Genomic DNA, 21,164 nt, shown 5'->3' with positions numbered 1-21,164 from the left:
GCCGGTCAGGCGCCGTTGGCGGGGGCCCGCTCGGCTGCCGGCGCGGACGCGGGCTCGGCGGGTCCGGGCCGTGCGTCGCCGTCGGCGGGGCGGTTCCCCCGCACGGCGTCGACGGTGGAGGCGTAGCGGCGCGCGGTCAGTTCGGCGACGGCCCTCCAGGTGAAGCGCTCCTGGACCCGGCGCCAGGCGGCTGCGCCCATGCGTTCGCGTTCGGCGTCGTCGTCGAGCAGGGCGGCCAGCGCCTCGGCGAGCGCTTCGGGGTCGCCCGGGGGCACCAGCCGCCCGGCGTCCCCTTCGGTGCCCACGACCTCGGGCAGCGCTCCGGCGCGGCTGGCCACCAGCGGCGTGGCGCAGGCCATGGCCTCCACGGCGGGAAGGGAGAACCCCTCGTAGAAGGACGGGACGACCGCCACCTGCGCGCTGGCGATGAGTTCGGCCAGGGCGGTGTCGTCGATGCCGCTGACGAACTCGACGCGGTCGCGCAGGCTCAGCTCGTCCACCAGCCGGTCGGTGGGGCCGCCGGGTTTGGGGCTGCTGACGACGGTCAGGGTGATGTCGCGTTCGGTGGCTAGTTTGGCCGCGGCGCGCAGCAGGACCGCCACGCCCTTGAGGGGGCTGTCGGCGCTGGCGGTGCACACGATGCGTCCCGGTACGCGCTCCAGCGCGGGGCGCGGGTGGAAGTGGCGGGTGTCCACGCCCAGCGGGGTGACCTCCATGGCGGCGGGTGAGACGCCGAACTCGCGGGCTATGTCGTCGGCGGAGGACTGCGAGGGCACCAGGACCGGGTCGAGTCGGCGGGCGACCCTGGCCTGCATGCCCACGAACCCGTACCAGCGGCGCTTGGTGAGCTTGTGCAGGCCCCGTGCCTCGGCCAGTTCGATCCTGCGGTCCACGCTGATGGGGTGGTGGATGGTGGTGACCAGGGGCAGTCCGGCGGACCTGATGCCGAGCAGTCCCCAGCCCAGCGTCTGGTTGTCGTGGACGACGTCGAAGTCGTCCAGGCGGCGGCGCAGTTCGCGGTTGGCGCGCAGGGAGAAGGTGAGGGGCTCGGGGAACCCGGCGGTCCACATGGTGGCGACCTCCAGGGCGTCGATCCAGTCCCGCCACTCGCGTACGGGCGGCGCCTTGAAGGGGTGGGCGTCGTTGTACAGGTCCAGGGAGGGAACCTTCTCCAGGGTCACGCCCTCGTCCAGGACGGGGTAGGGCTGGCCGGAGAGGACGGTGACCTCGTGGCCCAGGGCGGCCAGTTCGCGCGAGAGGTGGCGGACGTACACGCCCTGTCCGCCGACGTGCTGCTTGCTGCGGTAGGACAGCAGGGCGACGCGCAGGGGGCGCTCGGCACGGGGCCGGGGGCTCGGTGTGGTGCCCGACTGGGTCAAGAGTCCACCTCTTCGTTGGGTCGCGGGCCCGGTCGCCGTGGGCGCGGACGCCGTCGGCCGGTGACAGGCGTGCGCGTGCCTATGTTACTCGGCAGTTGTGTTCGGACCGGCGTCGGGCCGGTTGGTAAGGGATCCTATGTCGGGCGCCTCGCGGCGGCGCTCCGGCGGGGCGCGTCGCCGTGTTCTGCGCGGTGGGCGTCCGGACGGCCGGAGGAGAGGCGGTGTTCATGCGCGGTACACAAATGAGAACAAATTCTACAAAACCTGCCAGGCGATCCGAAAACCCCGGTCCGCTTTTCGTATTGCTACTACTACGTCGGGCGATGAGGTGAGGATCATGGGCTTGACCGGCCGTCTTCGGGGGAATCGGTTGGATAACGTGTTCTCGTAACAGCCGCCGCCTCCGGGTGGGCGTCGGCGACGGGCATCAGCGCCGCCGCGAGCGGGCAGCGCGCGGGCTGACGACGAAGGGGAGATCCTGTGCCGGTGCAGGCGGCGAGCGGAACGATGTCACGAAGTCAGACCCAGCGCCGCAAGCGCATCGTGCAGACCGCGGCCGCGCTGGCCGTGCGCGGTGGTGTGGAGGCCATGCAGATGCGTTCGGTGGCCGAGCGCGCGGGTGTCGCCCTCGGCACGCTCTACCGGTACTTCCCCTCCAAGATGGACCTGGTGGTGGCCGTGGTCACCGAGGAGCTGGACCTGCTGGAGGGCGGCATCGTCCGCCGTCCGCCCACCGCCGACACCCCCGCCGAACGGGCGGTCGACGTCCTGCTGCGGGCCACGCGCGGGCTGATGCGCGAGCCGGAGTTGGCCGACGCGCTGGTGCGCTCGCTCATCATGGCCGAGGTCAAGATCGAGCTCGACCTGCGCATCTCCGACCTGGTGTGGCGGGTGGCCACCGGCAACCTGGAGGGCGCCGAGGAGGGGGGCGGTACCGGGGTGGAGCGCGACAGTACCGGCTACGTCCTGGTGGGCTCGCTGACCAGCGTGTGGATCTTCGAGCTGGTGGAGGTCCTCAAGGGGCGCCGCGACGTGGACGAGGTGGAGCGGCGGCTCCAGGCCGCGGCCGAGCGTCTGCTCGCCCCGTTCTGATCCGCTCACCCTCCCCCCGCGTCGGCGGGGACCGGCGTCAGCCACCGCCGAAGAGCAGGCCGAGCAGCCCGTCGAGCAGACCTGTGCCGCCCCCGTCGTCGTCCCCGTCCTCCTCGGGCGGGCCGTCGGGGGCGTCGTCGTCTCCGGGCACATCCTCCACCGGCGGGTCCGGAGCGCCGTCGTGCCCCTCGCCTCCGGAGGGCGGGCTCGCCTCCTGCGGGGGCGGTGCGGGCGTGGTCCGCTCCGGAGCCGGGCCGGGGGCCTGCTGTCCGCTGCCGTCGCCGTCCTCCTGCCGCGGCGCCGTCTCGGCCCCGGGTCCGGCGGGCTCCGTCGGTGCGGACGTGGGCTCGACGGTCGGTCCGGCCTCCGGTTTGGTGTCCGCGCTGGTCGCGTCGGTCTCCACCTGGGGGGCAAGCGGTCCGCGCTCGGCCTCGTCGGGCCCGGCGCCGATCATTGTGGAGGGGCCGCCCACGGCGCTGGCCCAGCCCCACAGCGCGACCGCCAGCGCCACGGTGGCGAGGCCGGAGACGGCGGGCAGCGGCCAGCGGCGGCGTGCGGTGCGCCGGTCGTCGGGGCCGGTAGGCGAACCTGGCCCGGCCAGCGGGGTGACCGCTTCGTCGCGCACCGGGTGGTCGTGTGTGGTCAGCCGGTCGCCGGGCAGGGTGCGGGGCGGCGCCCCGGGGCCGGGCTCGGCCGTCCCGTTCTCCTCCTCGGCCGCCCCGGCGGCGCGGGAGCGGTGCATCGGGTACCCCTCGCCGGTGAGGGGGTGCATCTGCGCGGCGATACGCTCGCGGTCCGCGGCCAGGCCGGGGTCGGTGCAGGTGCGCACCACCGCCTCGCGCAGGCCGGGCGGTGGGCCGGGCGGGCGCAGCAGGGCCAGGGCCTGGGAGACGTCGTGCACCTGGGCGCGCCAGGCGGCGGTGCCCGGGCCGCCGGTGTCCCCGGCGCCGCCGGAGGCTCCCGCCTCCCCGGAGGTTCGGGGGCCGGGGACGGGGTGGTCGCCGTCGCGGCCGTCCAGGTTCTCCGCGGCGCGGCGGATCGCCGAGCGCGTCAGCTCGCCGCAGATCTGGGGGTCCAGGCCCAGGACGCGCGCGACCGCGGAGGTGGGCAGCGCGTGCCGCAGGTTCAGCTCCACCAGTTCGCGGTGGCTGGCGGGCAGCCGGGCGAACATGCGGGCCGCCGGCTCCTCGGCGGGCACCGTGGCCAGCCGGGTGTAGGGGCTTACGTGGGCCAGGCCTCGGCGCTGGCAGGCCGAGCGGACCAGGGCGTACAGCCAGGAGCCGAGGTCGGCCGGGTCCGCGCGCCGCGAGTCGAGGACGACACCGGCGACGAGGCCGTCGTGCACGGCCTCGGCCGCCAGCCCGGTGTCCTCTTCACCCAGCAGCGACCAGGCGTACCGGTACAGGGACGGCGCGAAGGCGTCGTAGAGCGCCTCGACCGTCGACGGTTCGCCTGGTTCGCTGCCTCTGGTCACTTTTCTAACCCCCCGTTCCCCGTGACGGTAGCGAGGGGAGAGGCGACGCGTGGGTGAATCGTCTACCTGTGTCTTGAAGGTAAGACTTCCGTAACCTCAGAGCCGGATGCGGGACCCGGCGGTCACGGATCGGCTACTCTCCGCCGCGTGACGGTGACCCGATGGCGATCATCCGCTCTACGGAGCGGCGGGCGCGCGCGGAGGTGTCGGCGTCGACCGTGATCTCGGTCGTGCCGAACCGCAGCGCGTTGAGCAGCTTGTCCGCGTCGATCATCTTCATGTAGTGGCACTCGGCGCGTGAGTTGACCGCCTCGAACTCCGTGTTCGGGTTGGCGTTGCGCAACTGGTGCAGCATGCCGGTCTCGGTCGCGATGAGGACCTTCTTGGAGCTGGTGTTCTCCGCGGCGGTCAGCATCCCGCCGGTGGAGAGGACCTTGACGCGTTCCTGCGGGACGGCACCGCTGCCCACGAGGTAGAGGGCGGAGGTGGCGCAGCCGCACTCGGGGTGGACGTAGACCTCGGCGTCGGGCTCGGCGGCGACCCGCTCGCGCAGGGTGTGCCCGTCGATCCCGGCGTGCACGTGGCATTCGCCCATCCACACGTGGATGTTGTCGCGGCCGGTGACCCGCTTGACGTGGGCGCCCAGGAACTGGTCCGGCAGGAAGAGGATCTCGCGGTCCTCGGGGATGGAGCGGATGACGTCCGCGGCGTTGGAGGAGGTGCAGCAGATGTCGGTCTCGGCCTTGACCGCCGCGGTGGTGTTGACGTAGGCGACCACGACCGCGTCGGGGTGCTCGGCCTTCCAGGTGCGCACGTCCTCGGCGGTGATGGTGTCGGCCAGCGAGCACCCGGCGGCGGGGTCGGGCAGCAGGACGGTCTTCTGAGGGGCGAGGATCTTGGCGGTCTCGGCCATGAAGTGCACGCCGCAGAAGACGATGGTGCTCGCGTCGACACCGGCGGCCAGGCGGGACAACGCCAGGGAGTCACCGGTGTGGTGGGCGACGTCCTGGATTTCCGGGCGCTGGTAGTTGTGCGCGAGGATGACAGCGTCGCGCTCCTTCGCCAGACGGTGGACCTCAGCGGCCCATTCCTGCCTGGTCATGGTGTCCGCCGTGGCGGTGACCGGTGCCATGTCCAACTACTTCCTTGAGGCTGTGGGCGACGCCGCGCGGGCGCCGTGCCGTGGAGGGTCGATGCGGGCGAGGACAGGTTTTTGTCTGTCAGGCACAAACCTGGTTAAGCTTAACATGACGGGTAACGGAAGGGACAGGGTGGACATCCCTCAGGAAAACGGACAGGTCGCGGCGTCCGTCTGCTCCGCGTCCGACCACGCGGAGCTGTCGGTGCACGAGGCGCTCGCGGTCGTGCTCCAGATCCGCGCGGGAGAGCTGTGCGTCCTGCTGTGGCGCAGGGCCCTGCCGCCCTGCGAGGGCGCCTGGGCGCTGCCCGGCGGCAGGCTCGGCCGGGGCGAGAACCTGGGCGCCTCCATCCGGCGCCAGCTCGCCCAGAAGGTCGACGTGAGGGATCTGTCACACCTGGAGCAGTTGGAGACCCGCAGCGATCCCGACCGCGTCCCCCGGCGCCGCACCCTGGCCACCGCCTACGTGGGGCTGGTCCCCGCCGACGTGGATCCGGTCGTGCCCGGCGACACCGGCTGGCACCCGGCCGCCGACCTGCCGACCATGGCCTTCGACCACGCGTCCATCGTCCGCTCCGGGCGCCAGCGGCTGCGCGCCAAGCTCAGCTACACCAACGTCGGGTTCGCCCTCGCCCCGCCGGAGTTCACGATGTCGGAGCTGTCCGGCTACTACCGGGCCGCGCTGGGCCACGACGTGGCCGCCACCAACCTGCGCCGCGTCCTGCTGCGCCGGGGCCAGATCGAGGAGACCGGCCGCTCGGTCCCCTCGGGCCGATCCGGGGGCAGGCCCGCCGCGCTCTTCCGGTTCCGCGAGCGCGGCCTCCAGATCACCGACGCCTTCGCGGTGCTGCGCCCGCCCAGCTGAACCCGGCGGGGCCCGCCCGGTACCGACCTCAGGGAGCCGGTCAGCCCGGCCGGGCGCCGGGGGCGGGCCGAGCGGCCGGGAGCGCGCCGTCCGCGCGGTTCGGGGCAACGGCCGCTCCCGTGCCGCGGCCCCTTGCCCCGTCCGGGGACCGTCGTCGGTGGCTTGTACACTCCCTGACCGTGGCAATTCGTACTGCGGTCTTCGACGTCGGCGAGACACTCGTCGACGAGACACGGATCTTCGCGCGCTGGGCCGACCGCTTCGGCATCCCGCACATGGCCTTCTTCGGGACCATCGGCGGCGTGCTCGCCTCCGGCGGCACCCTCACCGACGGCTTCCGCCTGCTCGTGCCCGGGTTCGACCTCGCGGCCGAGAGCGCGCGCTGGCGTGCCGAGGACCCTGACGGCGAACGCGAACACTTCGGTGAGGCCGACCTGTACCCCGACGTGCGCCCCGCCTTCGCGGCCATGCGCGCGTCCGGGATCTCCCTGGTCATCGCGGGCAACCAGCCGCCCCAGGCCGGGCCCGCCCTGACCGCCATGGACCTGGGCGTGGACGGCATCGGCATCTCCGACGACTGGGGCGTGAAGAAGCCCGAATCCGCGTTCTTCGACCGCGTCCTGTCCCTGGTCCGGGCCGCCAGCCCCGGCACCGAACCCGGCGAGATCGTCTACGTCGGCGACCGCGTCGACAACGACGTCCTCCCCGCCCGCGCCGCCGGGATGCGCACCGTCCTGCTGCGCCGGGGCATCTACGGCTACCGCCACGCCGCCGCCGAGGAGGCGGCCCGCGCCGACGCCGTCCTGGACGACCTCCACCAGCTCGCCGACTGGATCGGCCGTCAGGACTGAGGCGGCACGCCGAGGGGCCGGGTCCCACGACCCGGCCCCTCGGCGTGCCCGCCGCCTGCGGTCCCGGTACGGTCACGGCCTCCACCCCACGGTTTGACCAGCGCACCCGGGGGTAACGTGCGAACGGCCTGCCCTTCGCCACACCCCACCTTCCGGACCCTCCGGTTCCCCGAATGGAGACGACACCGCCGATGATCGCGTTCGAGGGTGCCGCCAAGCACTATCCCGACGGCACGGTGGCCGTCGACCAGCTGGACCTGACCGTCGAGACCGGCCAGACCACGGTCTTCGTGGGTCCCTCCGGAAGCGGCAAGACCACGTCGCTGCGGATGATCAACCGCATGGTCGAACCGACGGGGGGCACCGTCCGCATCGACGGCGAGGACGTGCGCCAGCGCGACCCCGCGGCGCTGCGCCGCTCCATCGGCTACGTCATCCAGCAGGCCGGGCTCTTCCCCCACCGCACCGTGCGTGACAACATCGCCACCGTGCCCCTGCTGCTCGGCTGGGGCAGGGCCAGGGCCAGGGCGCGCGCCGCCGAGCTCATGGAACTGGTCGGTCTGGAGCCCGCCCAGGCCCGCCGCTACCCCCACCAGCTCTCCGGGGGCCAGCAGCAGCGCGTCGGCGTGGCCCGCGCACTGGCGGCCGACCCGCCCGTCCTGCTGATGGACGAACCCTTCAGCGCCGTGGACCCCGTCGTGCGCGCCAGCCTCCAGGAGGAGCTCCTGCGTCTGCAGCAGGAGCTGCACAAGACCATCGTCTTCGTCACCCACGACATCGACGAGGCCGTCCGGCTCGGTGACCGCATCGCCGTCTTCCGCCCCGGCGGGAGGCTCGCCCAGTACGACACCCCCCAGAACCTCCTGGCCGCGCCCGAGGACGCCTTCGTGGAGTCCTTCATCGGCTACGACCGGGGCGTGCGGCGCCTGTCCTTCTTCCCGGCCGACAGGCTCTCCCCGCGCCAGGACGCCGTCCTGGAGGAGAGCGTGCGCGCGGGCGCCGCGTCCGCCTCGCTCGGGGACGAGCCCTGGGCCCTGGTCGTCACCGGTGACCGCATGCCCCTGGGCTGGGCCAGCGCACGGCAGTTGGCCGACGCGCCCTCGGACACCGCGCTGGGCTCGCTCGAACTCGCGCCCTTCGGCCACACCTTCGCCGTGGGCACGGACTCCCTGCGCGCCGCCCTGGACGCGGCCGTGCTCTCGCCCGCGGGCCGCGCGGTCGGCGTCGACGCCGACGGCCGGGTGGTCGGCGTGGTCTCGCAGGACGACCTGGGCGCCGCTCTGTGGTCGGTGACCGAGTGATCGCCGAGGCCGTCGCCGGGGTCTGGGGCGCGGGGTCCGCGGCCGGACCGTCCGGCACCGGGGCGCTCGCCGGGGCGTGGGACTGGGTCGTCAGCGTCGTGGGCTGGGGCGTCGCGAACTGGAGCCATCCCGGCGACCCGGACCGGGGCGTCCTGCCCCGCCTGACCGAGCACATGCGGCTGTCCTACCTGTCCATCCTCATCGGATTGGCGGTCGCCCTGCCCCTGGGGCTGGCGTGCGCGCGCTGGAAGCGCCTGTACCCGCCGGTGCTGACGGGCGTGAACGTGCTCTACGCGGTGCCCTCCATCGCCCTGTTCTTCCTCATGCTGCCCTACACCGGGTTCAGCGACTGGACGGCCATCGTGCCGCTGGCCCTGTACACCCTGGTGATCCTGCTGCCCAACGTGGTGGACGGACTGCGACAGGTCCCCGACCACGTGCGCCAGGCCGCCGTCGCCATGGGCTTCGGCCCGCTGCGGCGCCTGCTGTACGTGGAGATGCCGGTGGCCGTGCCGGTGGTCATCGCCGGGCTGCGGGTGGCCTCGGTGGCCACCATCAGCATGGTCAGCGTCGCCTCGCTTGTGGGTCTGGGCGGTCTCGGCCGGCTCATCCTCAGCGAGGGCTTCCGGCGCCAGTTCGACGCGCCCATCGTGGTCGGCATCGTGCTCACCGTGGTCCTGGCGTTCGTCACCGACGCGGTGCTGGTGCTCGCCCAGCGCCTGCTCACCCCCTGGTCGCGCCGCGACGGCGCGGTACCGCGCCGCAGGCGCCGGGCGGTCGCGGCGGAGGCGGTCGCGGCGGAGCCGGCGGCGGGCCCGCGGCCCGCGGACCCGGCGGGGGGACGGTCGCCAGCGGACCCTGGCTCCGGTGACACGGCGGGGGAGAGGTAACCATGGACATCCTCAACGACCTGGTCGCGTGGTTCGCCGACCCCGCCCAGTGGACCGGCGCGGCGGGAATCCCCGCGCGTCTGGGCGAACACGTCTACTACTCGCTGCTCGGACTGCTGCTGTCCGCCGCCGTCGCGGTCCCCCTGGGGCTGCTCACCGGCCACACCGGTGTGGGCGGCTTCCTGACCACCAGCCTCGCCAACTTCGCCCGCGCCCTGCCCACCATCGGCGTCCTGTTCCTCATCGTGCTGGCCGCCGGGATCGGGATCGTGCCCGTGCTGTGCGCGCTGGTGGCGCTGGCCGTGCCCCCGATCCTGGTCAACACCCACGAGGGGGTGCGCGGTGTGGAGCCCCGGCTCAGGGACGCCGCCGTCGGGATGGGCATGCGCGGCCACCAGGTGCTGCTGCGCCTCGAACTGCCCGTGGCCACGCCGCTCATCCTCATCGGCATGCGCACCGCCGCCGTCCAGGTGGTCGCGACCGCGACCATCGCCGCCTACGTCGGGGTCGGCGGCCTGGGCCGGTACATCGTGGACGGCCAGGCACGCCAGGACCTGACGATGATGCTCGGCGGATCGGTGCTGGTGGTGCTGCTCGCGGTCCTGACCACGCTCGTGTTCGCCGGACTGCGGCGGCTCCTGGTCGCCCCCGGTCTGCGCCAGGCCGCGCAGCAGGGCTAGGGCCGGACCGCGCCGCGGAGCCGGGCCACACCACAGAACCGGGCCGGGTCACAGGGCCAGGCCACCCCAGAGAGAAGGTTCCATGTACAAGAGAATCGCCCTGCCCCTGGCCGCACTGCTCCTGACCGGGTGCGGCGCCAGTGACCCCTACGCGGAGGAGGGCGGCGGTGAGTCCGGCGGCGGATCCGGCGGCGCGGTCGTCATCGGCTCCGCCGACTTCCCCGAGTCCACCCTGCTCGCCGAGATCTACGGCCGGGCCATGGAGGCCGAGGGCGTGGAGGTCGAGTACCAGCTCGGCATCGGCAGCCGCGAGGTCTACTACTCGCAGATCGAGTCCGGCAACCTGTCGGTGTTCCCCGAGTACAACGGCGCGATCCTGGCCTACCTCGACGAGAACGCGCCCACCGGCAGCAGCGAGGAGACCAACCAGAGGGTCACCGAGGCGCTGCCCGAGGGCCTGGAGATCCTGGACTCCTCCAGCGCTGAGAACAAGGACTCGGTCACCGTCACCAGCGAGGTCGCCGAGGAGCACGGCCTGGCCAGCCTGGAGGACCTGGCCGGCGTCGCGGGGGAGCTGACCCTGGGGGGCCCGCCGGAGTTCGAGACCCGCCAGCAGGGCGTGGTGGGCCTGGCCGACGTCTACGGGGTGGAGTTCGGCGAGTTCCGGTCCCTGGAGGTGGCGCTGCTGACCCAGGCGCTCCTGGACGGTGACATCCAGGCGGCCAACCTGTTCACCACCGACCCGCAGATCACCGCGAACGACTTCGTGATCCTGGAGGACCCGGAGAACCTGTTCGGCGCGCAGAACGTCACCCCGCTGGTCAACAGCGAGCAGGTGGACGAGGCCGCCGGGGGCGCGCTGAACGCCGTCTCCGCCGCCCTGACCACCGAGTCCCTCACCCAGCTCAACGAGCGGGTGGTCATCGGCAACGAGAACGCCGCCGACGTCGCCCAGGAGTGGCTGGAGCAGGAGGGGCTGGCCTGAATGGTCGGTTTCCGGCGGTCGGCTCCCGCCGGTCGCGGGGGAGCCGGGACCGAGGCGGCGGGTTCCGCGCGCCTCGGCCCCGCGGGGGCGGGCCGCCCCCGCGGGGCCGCACCCCGGGGCCGCGGCCCCGTCCACCGCACCGGCCCGCCTGACGCATCGCCCGCCTACTCCACCAGCCGGTACCGGCCGGAACGGCGGGCCAGGGCCGGGCCCTCTCCCCGGACCCCCGGCAGGTTGGTGACGTCGGCGAAGAAGACCACGTGGTCGCCGACCGGCACCCCCTGGCGCACGGAGCACTCCAGCGCGGCCAGGGCCTCGTCCAGCACGATCGCGCGGGTGTGCTCGCCCCGGTGGTGGGGCTGGTCCGTCACCAGCAGGCGCGCGCTGGGGCGGCCCTCGGCGGAGAACCGCCCGGCCACGGCCCGCTGGCCGCCCCCCAGCACGTTGACGGCGAAGGCGCCGACCTCCTCGATCACCTCGGCCATGTAGCCGCTGGCGTCCACGCTGACCGACACCACGGGCGGGTCGGCCGAGACCGACCCGAAGGCGCTGACGGTGGCCCCCACGTCGTCGCGGCCGTCGGCGACGGTCACCACCGTGACGCCCACGGGCAGCAGGGCCATCGCGTCCAGGTACGTCAACGGATCTCCCACAGTCCCGGCATCATCAGCGGGCCGCCGACCGGCAGCCCCATCGCCACGGCCACGTGCTCCAGGGGACCCCAGGCGCTGACCACGGTCTGTGGGCCCGAGGCGCCCGCGTCCTCGCTGGACTCGTGCTGGCGGATCCGGTCGAGCGGGTGCGCGCGGGGGAAGGGCCGCAGCGGGAGCGGTCCCGCCCCGGCCTTCTCGCGGGCCAGCCGAACGGCGGTCTCCAGACCGCCCAGTTCGTCCACCAGACCGCGCTCGTGGGCGTCGCGGCCGGTCCACACCCGGCCCCGGGCCACCTCGTGCACCTGCTCGCGGGTCATCTTGCGCGCGGCGGCGACCTTGCCGGTGAAGTCCTCGTAGATCTCGTCCAGGAGGGCGTTGACCCGCTCCCACTCGGACTCGGTGAAGGGCCGGTCGGTGTCGAACATGCCCGCGTGCTCGCCGGTGCGCACGGAGTCGCTGGTCACGCCGTACTGCTCCTTCAACGCACCCAGGACCGGTTTGCCGGTGATCACGCCGATGGAGCCGGTCAGCGTGCCCGGCTGCGCGACGACCGCGTCGGACCCCAGGGTCACGTAGTAGCCGCCGGAGGCCGCGACGTCTCCCATCAGGGCCACCACGGGGATGCCCGCCTTGCTGGTCAGCTCGGTCTCGCGTCGGATCGCGTCGGAGGCGGTGGGGGAGCCGCCCCGGCTGTCCACCCGGAACACGACCGCCTTGACCTGGGGGTCCTTGCGCGCGGCGCGGAAGGCCGCCGCCACGGTGTCCGAGCCCATGACGGTGCCGCCGCCCAGGGGCGAGCGCCGGGTCCGGCCCAGGCTGATCGCCCCGGTGGCCGAGATCAGCGCGATGTGGCCCCCGGTGTTGCGGGAGAGCTGCTGGGGTGCGGTGTGCCTGCGGTGGTAACGGGTGACGAACTGCAGCCGCGGTTCGCCGCCCAGCTCCTCGAACAGCCGCGCGTACACCTCGTCCCGGTGGGCGAGTCCGTCGACCAGCTTGTGCCCGACCGCCTCGCGGGCCAGGAACGGGCCCTTGGAGACGAGCGCGCGCACCTCCTCCTCGGGCAGCCCCCGGGCCCGGGAGACGGCTTCGACGACCTGGTCGCCGAGAGAGGTGACGAGCCGGTCGCTGGCCTCGCGTTGGGCGGCGGTGTAACCGGTCTCGGTGACGCTGTTCATCGCGTTCTTGTACTCGTGGCGCGCGCCCACCTCGTAGGACACGTCCAGCTTGTCCAGGGCGCCCTTGACGAAGGTCGTGCGCATCATCAGGCCGGTCAGGCCTAGCACGCCGGTGGGCGCCATGACCACGCGCGAGAACGCGCAGGCCAGGTAGTAGGGCAGGTTCCCCTCGCCGGTCTCGCCGAAGGAGTCGGCCCAGGCCACCGCGGGCTTGCCCGCGGAGCGGAAGTCGGCGACGGTGTCGCGCAGCTCCTGGACCTTGGCGAAACCCAGGGACCGGGCGTCCACCCGGACCAGGAGGGCCGCCACCCGCGGGTCGCGCGCGCCGCGGCGGATCCCCTCCAGGACGTCCAGGTACTGCTGCCTGCGCCGGTTCACGATCTGGCTGAACGGGTCCCCGGGGGCCTGGTCGGCGACCCCCTCCGTCAGGTCCAGCTCCAGCACCAGCGGCCCCCGGGGGCCCTGTCGGGTCTTCGTGATCTTCGCGAGGTCCACCATGGGCCCAGCGTAGTGCTCCGGGGTGTGGAACGCCGTCCGGAACGTGCGGAATCGGGCGATGCGGTCGCCGGGCGCGCTAAGGTCAACGGTGGTTCGAGCACGGGATCCACGAGAGGGACGACGGCATGGCGGGCATCCACGGGCGACGGCGGCGGGCGCGCGCCGCACGGGTCGGCACGGGAACGGTCGCGGCTGCCGCGGCACTGCTGCTCCTGTCGGCCTGCTCCGGAGGGAGCGAGGCCGAACTGCGGCTCGGCGAGAGCGGGACCCTGCCCGCGGCGGAGCCCCCGGCGCCGGAGGAGTTCGCCACCGAGAGCATCGAGGGCGTGTCCCTGCAGGTCCCCGAGGGCTGGCAGACCCAGAACGAGGGCGGTGTGCTCTGCGTGAGCCCGCCCGGACAGGAGCCCTGCGGGTACGGTTCCGTGCAGTTGACCCCGCACGCGGTCGACAAGCACCCCCGGGGCTGGCCGGGCGAGGGCGAGGCGTTCAGCAAGGAGGGCGGCTGGGCGGCCGACACCGGTAGCTGCCGCAGCCTCAACACCGCCGCCTCCGGGGGCATCGGCGTGGAGGGGGCCGAGCTCGCCGTCTCCGGTTTCACCGACCACGCAGACGGCCTCACCTCGCACCACTCGGTGTGGAACATTGCGTGCGTCAACGGCGACACCTTCGAGGTGCGCATGTGGTTCCTGCCGGTCAGTGACGTCCTGCTCTACGTGTGGTCGGCCGACTCCCAGTACTCCGCCGTGTACGACGAGATCGCCCTGTCCATGGACACCACCGACTACCAGAGCTGACCGCCCGGAACCGACCGCCGCGGTTTCGGTTCGACCGATTGCCCGAACGGGTGTCCCCGCGGTCCGATGAGGCCGTAGGGTCGTACTCGTTACGACGACGGCCGCCCGCGCGGGCGGCGCGGTCGCATGGCGACGTGAATCGGGGGCAGCACTGGTGACCACCATCGGAGCGGCGGGACGTGTCGTTCAGTACACGCTCGACAACGGATTGCGTCTGGTGACCGCTGCGGCCTCCACCGGCCAGGTCGCCTCCGTGAACCTGTGGTACGGCGTGGGGTCCCGGCACGAGGTCCCGGGGCGCACGGGGTTCGCGCACCTCTTCGAGCACCTGATGTTCCAGGGCAGCGGCGGCGTCGCCAAGGGCGAGCACTTCGAGGAGGTCGAGCGGCTCGGCGGCGACATCAACGCCTCCACCTCGACCGACCGCACCAACTACTACGAGACGGTCCCCGAGCACGCCCTGGACCGGATCCTGTGGCTGGAGGCCGACCGGCTGGCGACCCTTCGCGAGGGCATGACCCAGGAGGTCCTGGACAACCAGCGCGACGTCGTCAAGAACGAGCGCCGCCAGCGCTACGACAACCAGCCCTACGGCACCGCCCTGGAGCGCATCCTGCGCCTGGCCTATCCCGAGGGCCACCCCTACCACCACCCGACCATCGGCTCCATGGCCGATCTGGACGCCGCCGACCTCGACTACGTCAAGTCGTTCCACAAGGTCCACTACGGCCCGGACAACTGCGTGCTCACCGTGGTCAGCGACCTCGCCCCGGAGGACGTCCGGGGCCGCGTGGAGAAGTTCTTCGGTCCCATCCCGGCCCGCGAGAGCCTCCCCGAGGCGCCCGACGCCGCCCTGCGGGCCCCGCTGGGCGGCCCGGTCCGCGACGCGGTCACCGAGACCGTGCCCGCCGCCGGGGTGTTCATCGGGTTCCGCGTCGCCCCCTACGGTGAGCGCGGGTTCGACGTCATGCACCTGGCCTCGGCCGTCCTGGGACAGGGGCAGGGCAGCCGCCTGTACCGCTCCCTGGTGGTGGACCGCCCCATCGCCGCCGACGACGGCGGCGGCGCCGCCGACATCCTGCCGTTCCGCTACACCGACAGCCTGATGCTGGTGAACATGCTCTCCCGCGAGGGCGTCAGCGGCGACGTGCTGGAGGAGGCCATGCGCGAGGAGATCGCCAAGCTGGCCGCCGGGATCACCGAGGAGGAGCTGGACCGGGCCCGCGCCGTCCTGGAGCGCGACCACCTCCAGTCCATCTCCAGCCCCTCCGGGCTCGCCGACAGCATCAGCAGTTGCACCCAGCTGTTCGACGACCCCGAGCTGGCCTACACCTGGCCCCGGCGCTGGGACGACATCACCGCCGAGGAGGTGCGGGCCGCCGCCGAGCGCGTGCTGGTCGACGACAACCTGCTCGTCGTCCGCTTCGACCCCGAGGAGTCCGGGGCCGCCGAGGCGGCCGGGGCCGACAACGTCGACGCCTGATCCGGGTTCCGTTACCGCAAGCCGCAGAAAGAGCCGCAGAGCATGCCTCAGACACGCCCGGACCTCGGTGCCGTAGCGTCCTACACCTTTCCCAAGCCCCGCCGCCTCACCGTCGGCGGCGGCACGGTCGTCGCCGTCGACGTACCCGGCCAACAGTTGGTCTCCCTCCGCCTCGTGCACCCGCGCGGCGGTGCCGCCGAGCCGCTCGACGCCATGGGCGTCAGCGCTCTGACCAGCGAGGTCCTGGAGGACGGCCCCGGAGGCAACAGCTCCCTGGCGCCCGCCCTGGAGCGCCACGGCGCCGAGTGGGTCTCCCGCGTCAACTGGGACGCCTTCATCACCGGCCTGGACGCCCCCGCGGGCCGCCTGCCCGAGGCCGTGCGCCTTTTCGCCGACGCGGTGCGCCGTCCCGCGCTCAACCCCGACGACGTGGTCCGCCGCCGCGACCAGCTGCTGGAGCGATTCTGGCTGGAGGCGGCCTCGGCCGGCACCCTGGCCATGCGCAGCCTGGGCGGTCAGCTGTTCACCGGCCGCTACGCCACGCCGCTCGCGGGCGGCCCGGTCAAGCTGGCCGACGTCACCCCCGAGACCGTTGCGGCCTTCCACGCCGACTCCGTCGCCTCGGTGGCCGGGACCCTCGTGGTCGTCGGCGATCTCACGGGGATCGACCTGGAGGACTTGGGCAAGACCGTGTTCGGCGATGCCGCGGCCGTGCGCGCGCCCGAGCCGACCGAGCCCGCACCGCCGCCCGGGGAGCTGCCCCGCGTCCTGATCGTGGACCGGCCCGGCTCCGTGCAGTCCGCCCTGGTCATCGCGCACCGCGCCCCCTCCCGCTCGCAGGTGGACCTGCCGCGCGCCGAGGGCGTCAGCGAGGTCCTGGGCGGCATGTTCACCTCCCGGCTCAACCTGGAGCTGCGCGAGCGCCTGGGCTACACCTACGGCGCCGGGTCCCGTTTCGACCTGCGCCGCGACAGCGGGGTGTTCTTCATGTCCGCTCAGGTCGAGGCGGACACCACCGCCCACTCGGTCACCTCCTCGCTGGAGCAGGTCGCCGAGCTGCGCGAGTCGGGGGTCACCGAGGAGGAGCTGTCCGCCGTGCGCGACTCCAACACGGTGGGCCTGCCGGTCACCTACGCCACGGCGCGCGCCATGGCCGGGGCCCTGGTCGACATGGTGGTGCACGACCTGCCCGAGGACCACGTGGACCGAGTCCGGGCCGGTTACGAGAGGCTCACCAAGGAGTCCCTGGACAGCGCCGCCACCGAGTACCTGCGCCCCGAGGAGTCGGTCGTGGTGGTCGTCGGCGACGCCGAGCGCCTGCGCCAGCCGCTCACCGACACCGGTGTCGGTCCGGTCGAGGTGCGCACCCCGGACTCGCTCTGGACCTGAGGCCGGCGGGTGCGCGGGCGGTCGGCCCGCGCACCCGCGCCACCCGCCGCCAACAGGCACGGGAGCCTCGGAATGAGACCTACGTCACTGCATGCTCGGGTCGTCGTCGGACATAACGAAAGCGAACCTATGTGTCCGTGATGTGGCAACCACCAGCATGGATCCGGCGTCCTGCTGGTATAACGAGTGATCCGTGCACCTACGTGGTGACAGCGACCGCAATGCTCCCGCAGGAGGCCACCATGGCCGGTGAATGGACCCGTGGATAACCGTGTCCTCCCTAGAGAACCCCCACACGCAGCGCCCTGAGGCGTCGCGCTCCTCCGCGCGGGCGGAGACGGCCGACACGGCCGAGCCCCGTCCCGAGGGGCGCCTGCTCAAGGGGCGCTACCAGTTGGTGTCGGAGATCGCCCGGGGCGGTGTCGGCACGGTCTGGCGCGCCACCGACCTGGTCATCGACCGCGAGGTCGCCGTCAAGGAGCTGCGCCTGCCCGCGGACCTGAGCCGCTCCGAGCGCGAGTCGCTCCTGCAGCGCACCACCCGCGAGGCCCGCGTCGCCGGACGCCTCACCCACCCCAGCCTGGTCACCGTCCTGGACGTCGTGGACGAGGACGACCGCCCCTGGATCGTCATGGAGCTGGTGGAGGCCTCCACCCTGGAGGAGCTGATCCAGGTGGGCGGCCCGCTGCCCTACCAGCGCGTGGCCGAGATCGGCCTCCAGCTCATCGACGCGCTCAAGGTCGCGCACGCCGAGGGCATCGTGCACCGCGACGTCAAGCCCGACAACGTGATGATCAGCCAGGCCGGCCGGGTCGTGCTCACCGACTTCGGGCTGGCCGCCTGGAACGGCGAGTCGGCGCTGAGCGCGTCCGGGCGCATCATCGGCTCTCCGGCCTACATCCCGCCGGAGCGGGCCAAGGCGGGCCCGGTGGGTCCCGAGTCCGACCTGTGGTCCCTGGGAGCCACCCTGTACGCGGCGGTGGAGGGGCACCCTCCCTACGACCGCAAGGGCTACATCAAGATCCTGCGCCAGGAACAGTTGGACGAGCCCGCCGAGGCCGCCAGCGCGGGCCCGCTGGCACCGGTGCTGGCCGGTCTGCTCCGGGTGGAGCCCTCGGAGCGGCTGACCGCCGAGAACGCCACCAAGATGCTGCGGATCGCGGCTCTGGCTCCGTGGGCGCCCGAGACGAGCCCGGAGACGGCCGCTCAGGGCACCGCCACGCCCGCCGAGCCCCGTCCCGAGGGCGAGGAGCGCGAGTCGGCCCGAGAGCACTTCAAGGCGGGCGCGCACGTGCTGGCGGAGTCCATCAACGAGCGGCTGCGCAACAGCCCCGAGGCGATGAACTCGATCATGACCTCGATCCGCGAGTCCACGGACACGCTGGGGCTGACCAGCTCCGGCAAGCACGCCGAGCGCAGCCGCCTGCCCGCGGTGGCCACCATCGCCGCGGTCTCCCTCGGCGTCCTGGTGCTGCTCGCGGTCATGCTCTGGGCGCTGCTCGGCCGTTAGCGCCGCCTCGGCGCGGCCCTTCGCGGGCCGTCGGCCGACCGGCCGGGACCGCTGCCGGGGGGTTCGGGGGGAGTCCCCCGGTGGGGGTGGCGAGGCGTTCCGGTGAGCGGGCGCGGCCCGCGAACGCGGTTCCCCTTAGCCGAGTGGGGCCGGCGGGATTCGAACCCGCACTGTACAGCACCTAAAGCTGCCGTCTCCTGCCAGTTGGACTACGGCCCCTCGCGGACAACTGTACCGGTGCCGGGCACGGGGCCCGGCCGCGGCGGGCGCACGGGCCCGCCGGTGCCGGGCCCCGCCCCCGGCGCCCGTGTCACACGCCCAGTTCCCGCTTGATCCGGTCGACGTGGCCGGTGGCCTTCACGTTGTAGAAGGCCTTCTCCACCCGCCCGTCGGTGCCCACGACGACCGTGGAGCGGATGACGCCCTGCACGACGCGGCCGTAGTTCTTCTTCTCCCCGAAGGCGCCGTAGGCGCGCAGGGTCTCCTTGCCCGGGTCTCCCAGCAGCGGGAAGGTCAGCCCCTCCTTGTCGCGGAACTTGGCCAGCTTGTCGCTCGTGTCCGGGGACACGCCCAGCACGGTCAGGCCCGCGGAGTCGAAGTCGCGCAGGTTGTCGCGGAAGTCGCAGGCCTGCGTGGTGCACCCGGGGGTCATGGCCGCGGGGTAGAAGTACAGGACGACGCGCTTGCCGGTGGAGGCCAGCACCTGGCTCAGGGTGACGGGCTTGCCGTCGGCGTCGTCGAGGGTGAAGTCGGGCGCCTGGTCGCCGGGCTCCAGACGGATCGGGTCGCTCACGTGGTGTCCCCCTTGGGTTCGCGGGCGGGGCGCCGCCCCGCCGACTCTCGCCCTCACCCTAACCACCCCCGCCTTCCGGTGCCCCGTGAGTCGCCGCTTCGCGGGCTGTGCCAGGCTGGGGGTACGGTGTTCGGTTGCGATTCCGGTTCGGTTCGCCCGCATCCGGAGTGACCAGCGGCGCGATCACCTATTGTTGACCGCACTCGTCCTGTCGTTCGGCCCCGGCGACGTCCGCCGCGCACCGGGGACGCCGCGTCGGCGGCGCCCGGCGGGCCGGAACACACCCGCTTCGCTTGGAGAGTATTGGCGACGATGCCTGGATTCACACTCGACGAGGTCAGGGCCCGGACCCTCAAGGAGCGCGACTCCTGGTGGACGGTCTACCTCGTGGACCCCATCGCGGTCCGGCTCGTGCGCCTGGTGGCCAACCGCACCTCGATCACACCCAACCAGCTGACGGTGGTCGCGCTCTTCCTGGGGCTCGGCGCGGCCGTCTGCTTCTCGCTGGGCTACCGCCACTTCCTGGTGCTGGGCGCGCTGCTGTACCTGCTGTCCTTCCTGATGGACTGCGCGGACGGCAAGCTGGCCCGGCTCACAGGCTCGGAGTCGCTGTTCGGGTCGTGGATGGACTACGTCTCCGACCGGTTCCGGGTGCTGGTGTGCGTGGTCGCCCTGATGGGCGGACAGTACGTCGTCGCCGAGAACGCCGAGGGCGGCGGGCCCGTGTGGTTCGTGTGGCTGGCCCTGGTCGTGGTGTTCCTGGACATGCTGCGCTACCTCAACGCGCTCCAGGTGTACAAGGTCCGCAGGGAGATGCGCTCGCACCTGGCCGCCGCCCTGGAGAGGGCGCGCGCCACCCTGTCGATGCTGGAGCCGGGGGAGGACGACACCGGCTCGGCCACCGGCGCGGGCGGGCGGACGATGAGCGACGGCGGCGAGCAGGCGGTGCTGCGCCACGGCATCAGCGTGCTGGAGCAGATCCTGCACAGCCAGAACGAGCGCGAGGCCCGCAACCAGCGCTCGGCGGGCAAACAACCCGACCTCACCCTGCCCAAGGTGGACCTGCACCAGGAGTTCCGCAACCGTTTTCCGTGGTATCAGCGGTTCTGGTCCGCCCTCAACGCCAGGCGGGTCAGAACGCACCTGGTGGGCGGTATCGAGTTCCAGATGTCGGTGTTCGTGATCGCGCCGCTGGCGGCCGCCGTCTTCGGCGCGCCGTCCCTTATCGGGTGGATCACCGCCATGGCCGGTGTTTTGCTCCTCGCGTTCGAGATCGCCATCATCTATAAACTGTGGTTGTCCACGCGGGACTTCTTCCGCGTGGTCGACGGAATCGACAGCGCGCTGAGATTCTCCGGTCCGTCCGACGGCGCGGAGGAAGGGAGCCGGGACACCGGCTCGGACACGGGTTCTCAGAAGACCCTGCGCTAGTGGAGAGAGGCACCCATGACGGGACGTGACACCGAACCGCGCCTGACCCCGGCGGACGTCGTCGCCGAGATCAACCGCGAACAGCGCCAGCTCGCCGAGACCCTGGACGAGTTGAGCGTGCAGGCCCGGCCCGCCAACATCGCCCGCAAGCAGATGGAGAGGGCCCGCGAACGCGGCGCCCGGATCGTGGACGAGGCGCGCGCCCTGGTGGTCGGGGGCGGCGCGGTGCGCGTGGAGAGCCACCCGGTGGAGCCCGAGGAGGGCAGCATCCTCGTCAAGGGCGACGGCCACGTCGTCACCACCTACCAGTCCCGCGGTCAGCTCCCCCCGGAGGCGCTGCTGCTCGCCGTCGGCGTCGGCGCGGTCGTCGCCGTGGGCGTGGTGGCCTGGGCGGTGCACCGCAGGAGGAAGTAGCGCCGGAACGGCGCGCGTTCGGAGGGGTCCGCGTCAGCGGGCCCCTCCGAACGCGTCGCGGGGGCGTTCGAGGCGGTGCCCGGTACGGGTGGCGCCGCCTACAGGAAGGTCTGGCCCTCGCCCCGGTAGGTGGGCACGGCGCCCGCGTACTCCCCGGTGTCGGAGTCCACCAGGTGCAGGGTGTCGAAGCGCTCGCACAGCTCTCCCGCCTTGGCGTGGCGCATCCACACCCGGTCGCCGACGGAAAGACCGTCGGCCGCGGCGCCGAGCAGGGGCGTCTGCACCTCGCCCGCGCCCTCGTTGGCGCTGTAGGAGAGACCGGCGGGCAGGTGGGGGAGCGGGCGCGGTGCAGACGCCCCTGCTCGGCGC

19 protein-coding genes, 1 tRNA gene and 1 pseudogene are annotated in these 21,164 nt (G+C 72.9%); 13 read left to right on the top strand and 8 right to left on the bottom strand.

From position 1 onward, the window contains the following. Window positions 1-5: 5 nt before the first annotated feature. Window positions 6-1,379, bottom strand: a complete 1,374-nt coding sequence (locus ABD54_RS13780; RefSeq protein ID WP_047869880.1) for a glycosyltransferase family 4 protein — start codon at window positions 1,377-1,379, stop codon at window positions 6-8. Window positions 1,380-1,859: 480 nt separating this feature from the next. Here ABD54_RS13780 and ABD54_RS13775 point away from each other — a divergent pair, with 480 nt between their 5' ends. After that, window positions 1,860-2,471 carry a TetR family transcriptional regulator gene (locus ABD54_RS13775; protein ID WP_047869879.1) on the top strand — a complete coding sequence of 204 codons (612 nt, stop codon included), beginning with the start codon at window positions 1,860-1,862 and terminating at the stop codon, window positions 2,469-2,471. Window positions 2,472-2,508: 37 nt separating this feature from the next. Here the strand turns inward: ABD54_RS13775 and ABD54_RS13770 are convergent, their stop codons facing one another. Further along, window positions 2,509-3,945, bottom strand: coding sequence for an ECF subfamily RNA polymerase sigma-24 subunit (locus tag ABD54_RS13770; RefSeq protein WP_047869878.1), 1,437 nt, complete (start codon window positions 3,943-3,945; stop codon window positions 2,509-2,511). Between the two features lie 133 nt (window positions 3,946-4,078). Then, window positions 4,079-5,077, bottom strand: a complete 999-nt coding sequence (gene nadA, locus ABD54_RS13765) for a quinolinate synthase NadA (RefSeq protein WP_047869877.1) — start codon at window positions 5,075-5,077, stop codon at window positions 4,079-4,081. A gap of 139 nt (window positions 5,078-5,216) precedes the next feature. Between nadA and ABD54_RS13760 the strand changes: the two genes are divergently transcribed. The 6 genes from ABD54_RS13760 (at window position 5,217) to ABD54_RS13735 (ending at window position 10,655) form a co-directional block, all read left to right on the top strand. Further along, window positions 5,217-5,948, top strand: a complete 732-nt coding sequence (locus ABD54_RS13760) for an NUDIX domain-containing protein (RefSeq protein WP_047869876.1) — start codon at window positions 5,217-5,219, stop codon at window positions 5,946-5,948. Window positions 5,949-6,127: 179 nt separating this feature from the next. Continuing rightward, window positions 6,128-6,799 (top strand): HAD family hydrolase, encoded by a 672-nt coding sequence (locus ABD54_RS13755; protein ID WP_047869875.1) that lies wholly within the window; start codon window positions 6,128-6,130, stop codon window positions 6,797-6,799. A 191-nt stretch (window positions 6,800-6,990) separates the two neighbouring features. Next, on the top strand, window positions 6,991-8,100 hold the full coding sequence (locus ABD54_RS13750; protein ID WP_047869874.1) for an ABC transporter ATP-binding protein: 1,110 nt from the start codon (window positions 6,991-6,993) through the stop codon (window positions 8,098-8,100). Beyond that, window positions 8,097-8,990: an ABC transporter permease gene (locus tag ABD54_RS13745; RefSeq protein WP_047869873.1), complete on the top strand. Its 894-nt coding sequence runs from the start codon at window positions 8,097-8,099 to the stop codon at window positions 8,988-8,990. The genes ABD54_RS13750 and ABD54_RS13745 overlap by 4 nt, the downstream gene beginning before the upstream one ends. Window positions 8,991-8,992: 2 nt before the next feature. Beyond that, window positions 8,993-9,670: an ABC transporter permease gene (locus ABD54_RS13740; protein ID WP_047869872.1), complete on the top strand. Its 678-nt coding sequence runs from the start codon at window positions 8,993-8,995 to the stop codon at window positions 9,668-9,670. Between the two features lie 82 nt (window positions 9,671-9,752). After that, window positions 9,753-10,655, top strand: coding sequence for an ABC transporter substrate-binding protein (locus ABD54_RS13735; RefSeq protein ID WP_047869871.1), 903 nt, complete (start codon window positions 9,753-9,755; stop codon window positions 10,653-10,655). A gap of 164 nt (window positions 10,656-10,819) precedes the next feature. Here the strand turns inward: ABD54_RS13735 and ABD54_RS13730 are convergent, their stop codons facing one another. Then, window positions 10,820-11,278 (bottom strand): flavin reductase family protein, encoded by a 459-nt coding sequence (locus ABD54_RS13730; protein ID WP_047869884.1) that lies wholly within the window; start codon window positions 11,276-11,278, stop codon window positions 10,820-10,822. 14 nt (window positions 11,279-11,292) lie between these two features. After that, a complete protein-coding gene (gene sppA, locus ABD54_RS13725; protein ID WP_047869870.1) occupies window positions 11,293-12,981 on the bottom strand; it encodes a signal peptide peptidase SppA in 1,689 nt (562 codons plus the stop codon). A gap of 125 nt (window positions 12,982-13,106) precedes the next feature. Between sppA and ABD54_RS13720 the strand changes: the two genes are divergently transcribed. The 4 genes from ABD54_RS13720 (at window position 13,107) to ABD54_RS13705 (ending at window position 18,157) form a co-directional block, all read left to right on the top strand. Beyond that, a complete protein-coding gene (locus ABD54_RS13720; protein ID WP_047869869.1) occupies window positions 13,107-13,775 on the top strand; it encodes a hypothetical protein in 669 nt (222 codons plus the stop codon). 154 nt (window positions 13,776-13,929) lie between these two features. Then, the gene (locus tag ABD54_RS13715) at window positions 13,930-15,258 is read left to right on the top strand and encodes a pitrilysin family protein (protein WP_047869868.1); all 1,329 of its coding nucleotides are present in this window, start codon (window positions 13,930-13,932) and stop codon (window positions 15,256-15,258) included. A gap of 42 nt (window positions 15,259-15,300) precedes the next feature. After that, entirely contained in the window at window positions 15,301-16,647 is a 1,347-nt protein-coding gene (locus ABD54_RS13710; protein ID WP_047869867.1) for a pitrilysin family protein, read from the top strand. Between the two features lie 253 nt (window positions 16,648-16,900). Then, window positions 16,901-18,157, top strand: a complete 1,257-nt coding sequence (locus tag ABD54_RS13705) for a serine/threonine-protein kinase (protein WP_268742336.1) — start codon at window positions 16,901-16,903, stop codon at window positions 18,155-18,157. Window positions 18,158-18,301: 144 nt separating this feature from the next. Here the strand turns inward: ABD54_RS13705 and ABD54_RS13700 are convergent. Both ABD54_RS13700 and bcp read right to left on the bottom strand, forming a co-directional pair. Next, window positions 18,302-18,376, bottom strand: a tRNA-Leu gene (locus ABD54_RS13700). Window positions 18,377-18,467: 91 nt separating this feature from the next. Next, window positions 18,468-18,950 (bottom strand): thioredoxin-dependent thiol peroxidase, encoded by a 483-nt coding sequence (gene bcp / locus ABD54_RS13695; protein ID WP_047869866.1) that lies wholly within the window; start codon window positions 18,948-18,950, stop codon window positions 18,468-18,470. A gap of 312 nt (window positions 18,951-19,262) precedes the next feature. Between bcp and ABD54_RS13690 the strand changes: the two genes are divergently transcribed. Together ABD54_RS13690 and ABD54_RS13685 are read left to right on the top strand one after the other, a co-directional pair. Further along, window positions 19,263-20,381 (top strand): CDP-alcohol phosphatidyltransferase family protein, encoded by a 1,119-nt coding sequence (locus ABD54_RS13690; RefSeq protein ID WP_047869865.1) that lies wholly within the window; start codon window positions 19,263-19,265, stop codon window positions 20,379-20,381. A 15-nt stretch (window positions 20,382-20,396) separates the two neighbouring features. After that, the gene (locus ABD54_RS13685; protein ID WP_047869864.1) at window positions 20,397-20,795 is read left to right on the top strand and encodes a DUF3618 domain-containing protein; all 399 of its coding nucleotides are present in this window, start codon (window positions 20,397-20,399) and stop codon (window positions 20,793-20,795) included. A 98-nt stretch (window positions 20,796-20,893) separates the two neighbouring features. Here ABD54_RS13685 and ABD54_RS13680 read toward each other — a convergent pair. Beyond that, window positions 20,894-21,164 (bottom strand): annotated as a pseudogene (locus tag ABD54_RS13680) (hypothetical protein); the annotation flags it as partial.

Origin of the sequence: Nocardiopsis sp. RV163 (assembly GCF_001029525.1) — a bacterium.
GTDB lineage: Bacteria > Actinomycetota > Actinomycetes > Streptosporangiales > Streptosporangiaceae > Nocardiopsis > Nocardiopsis dassonvillei.
Note: the sequence above shows the minus strand (reverse complement) of the source record. Positions and strands in the feature narration are given on the sequence as shown.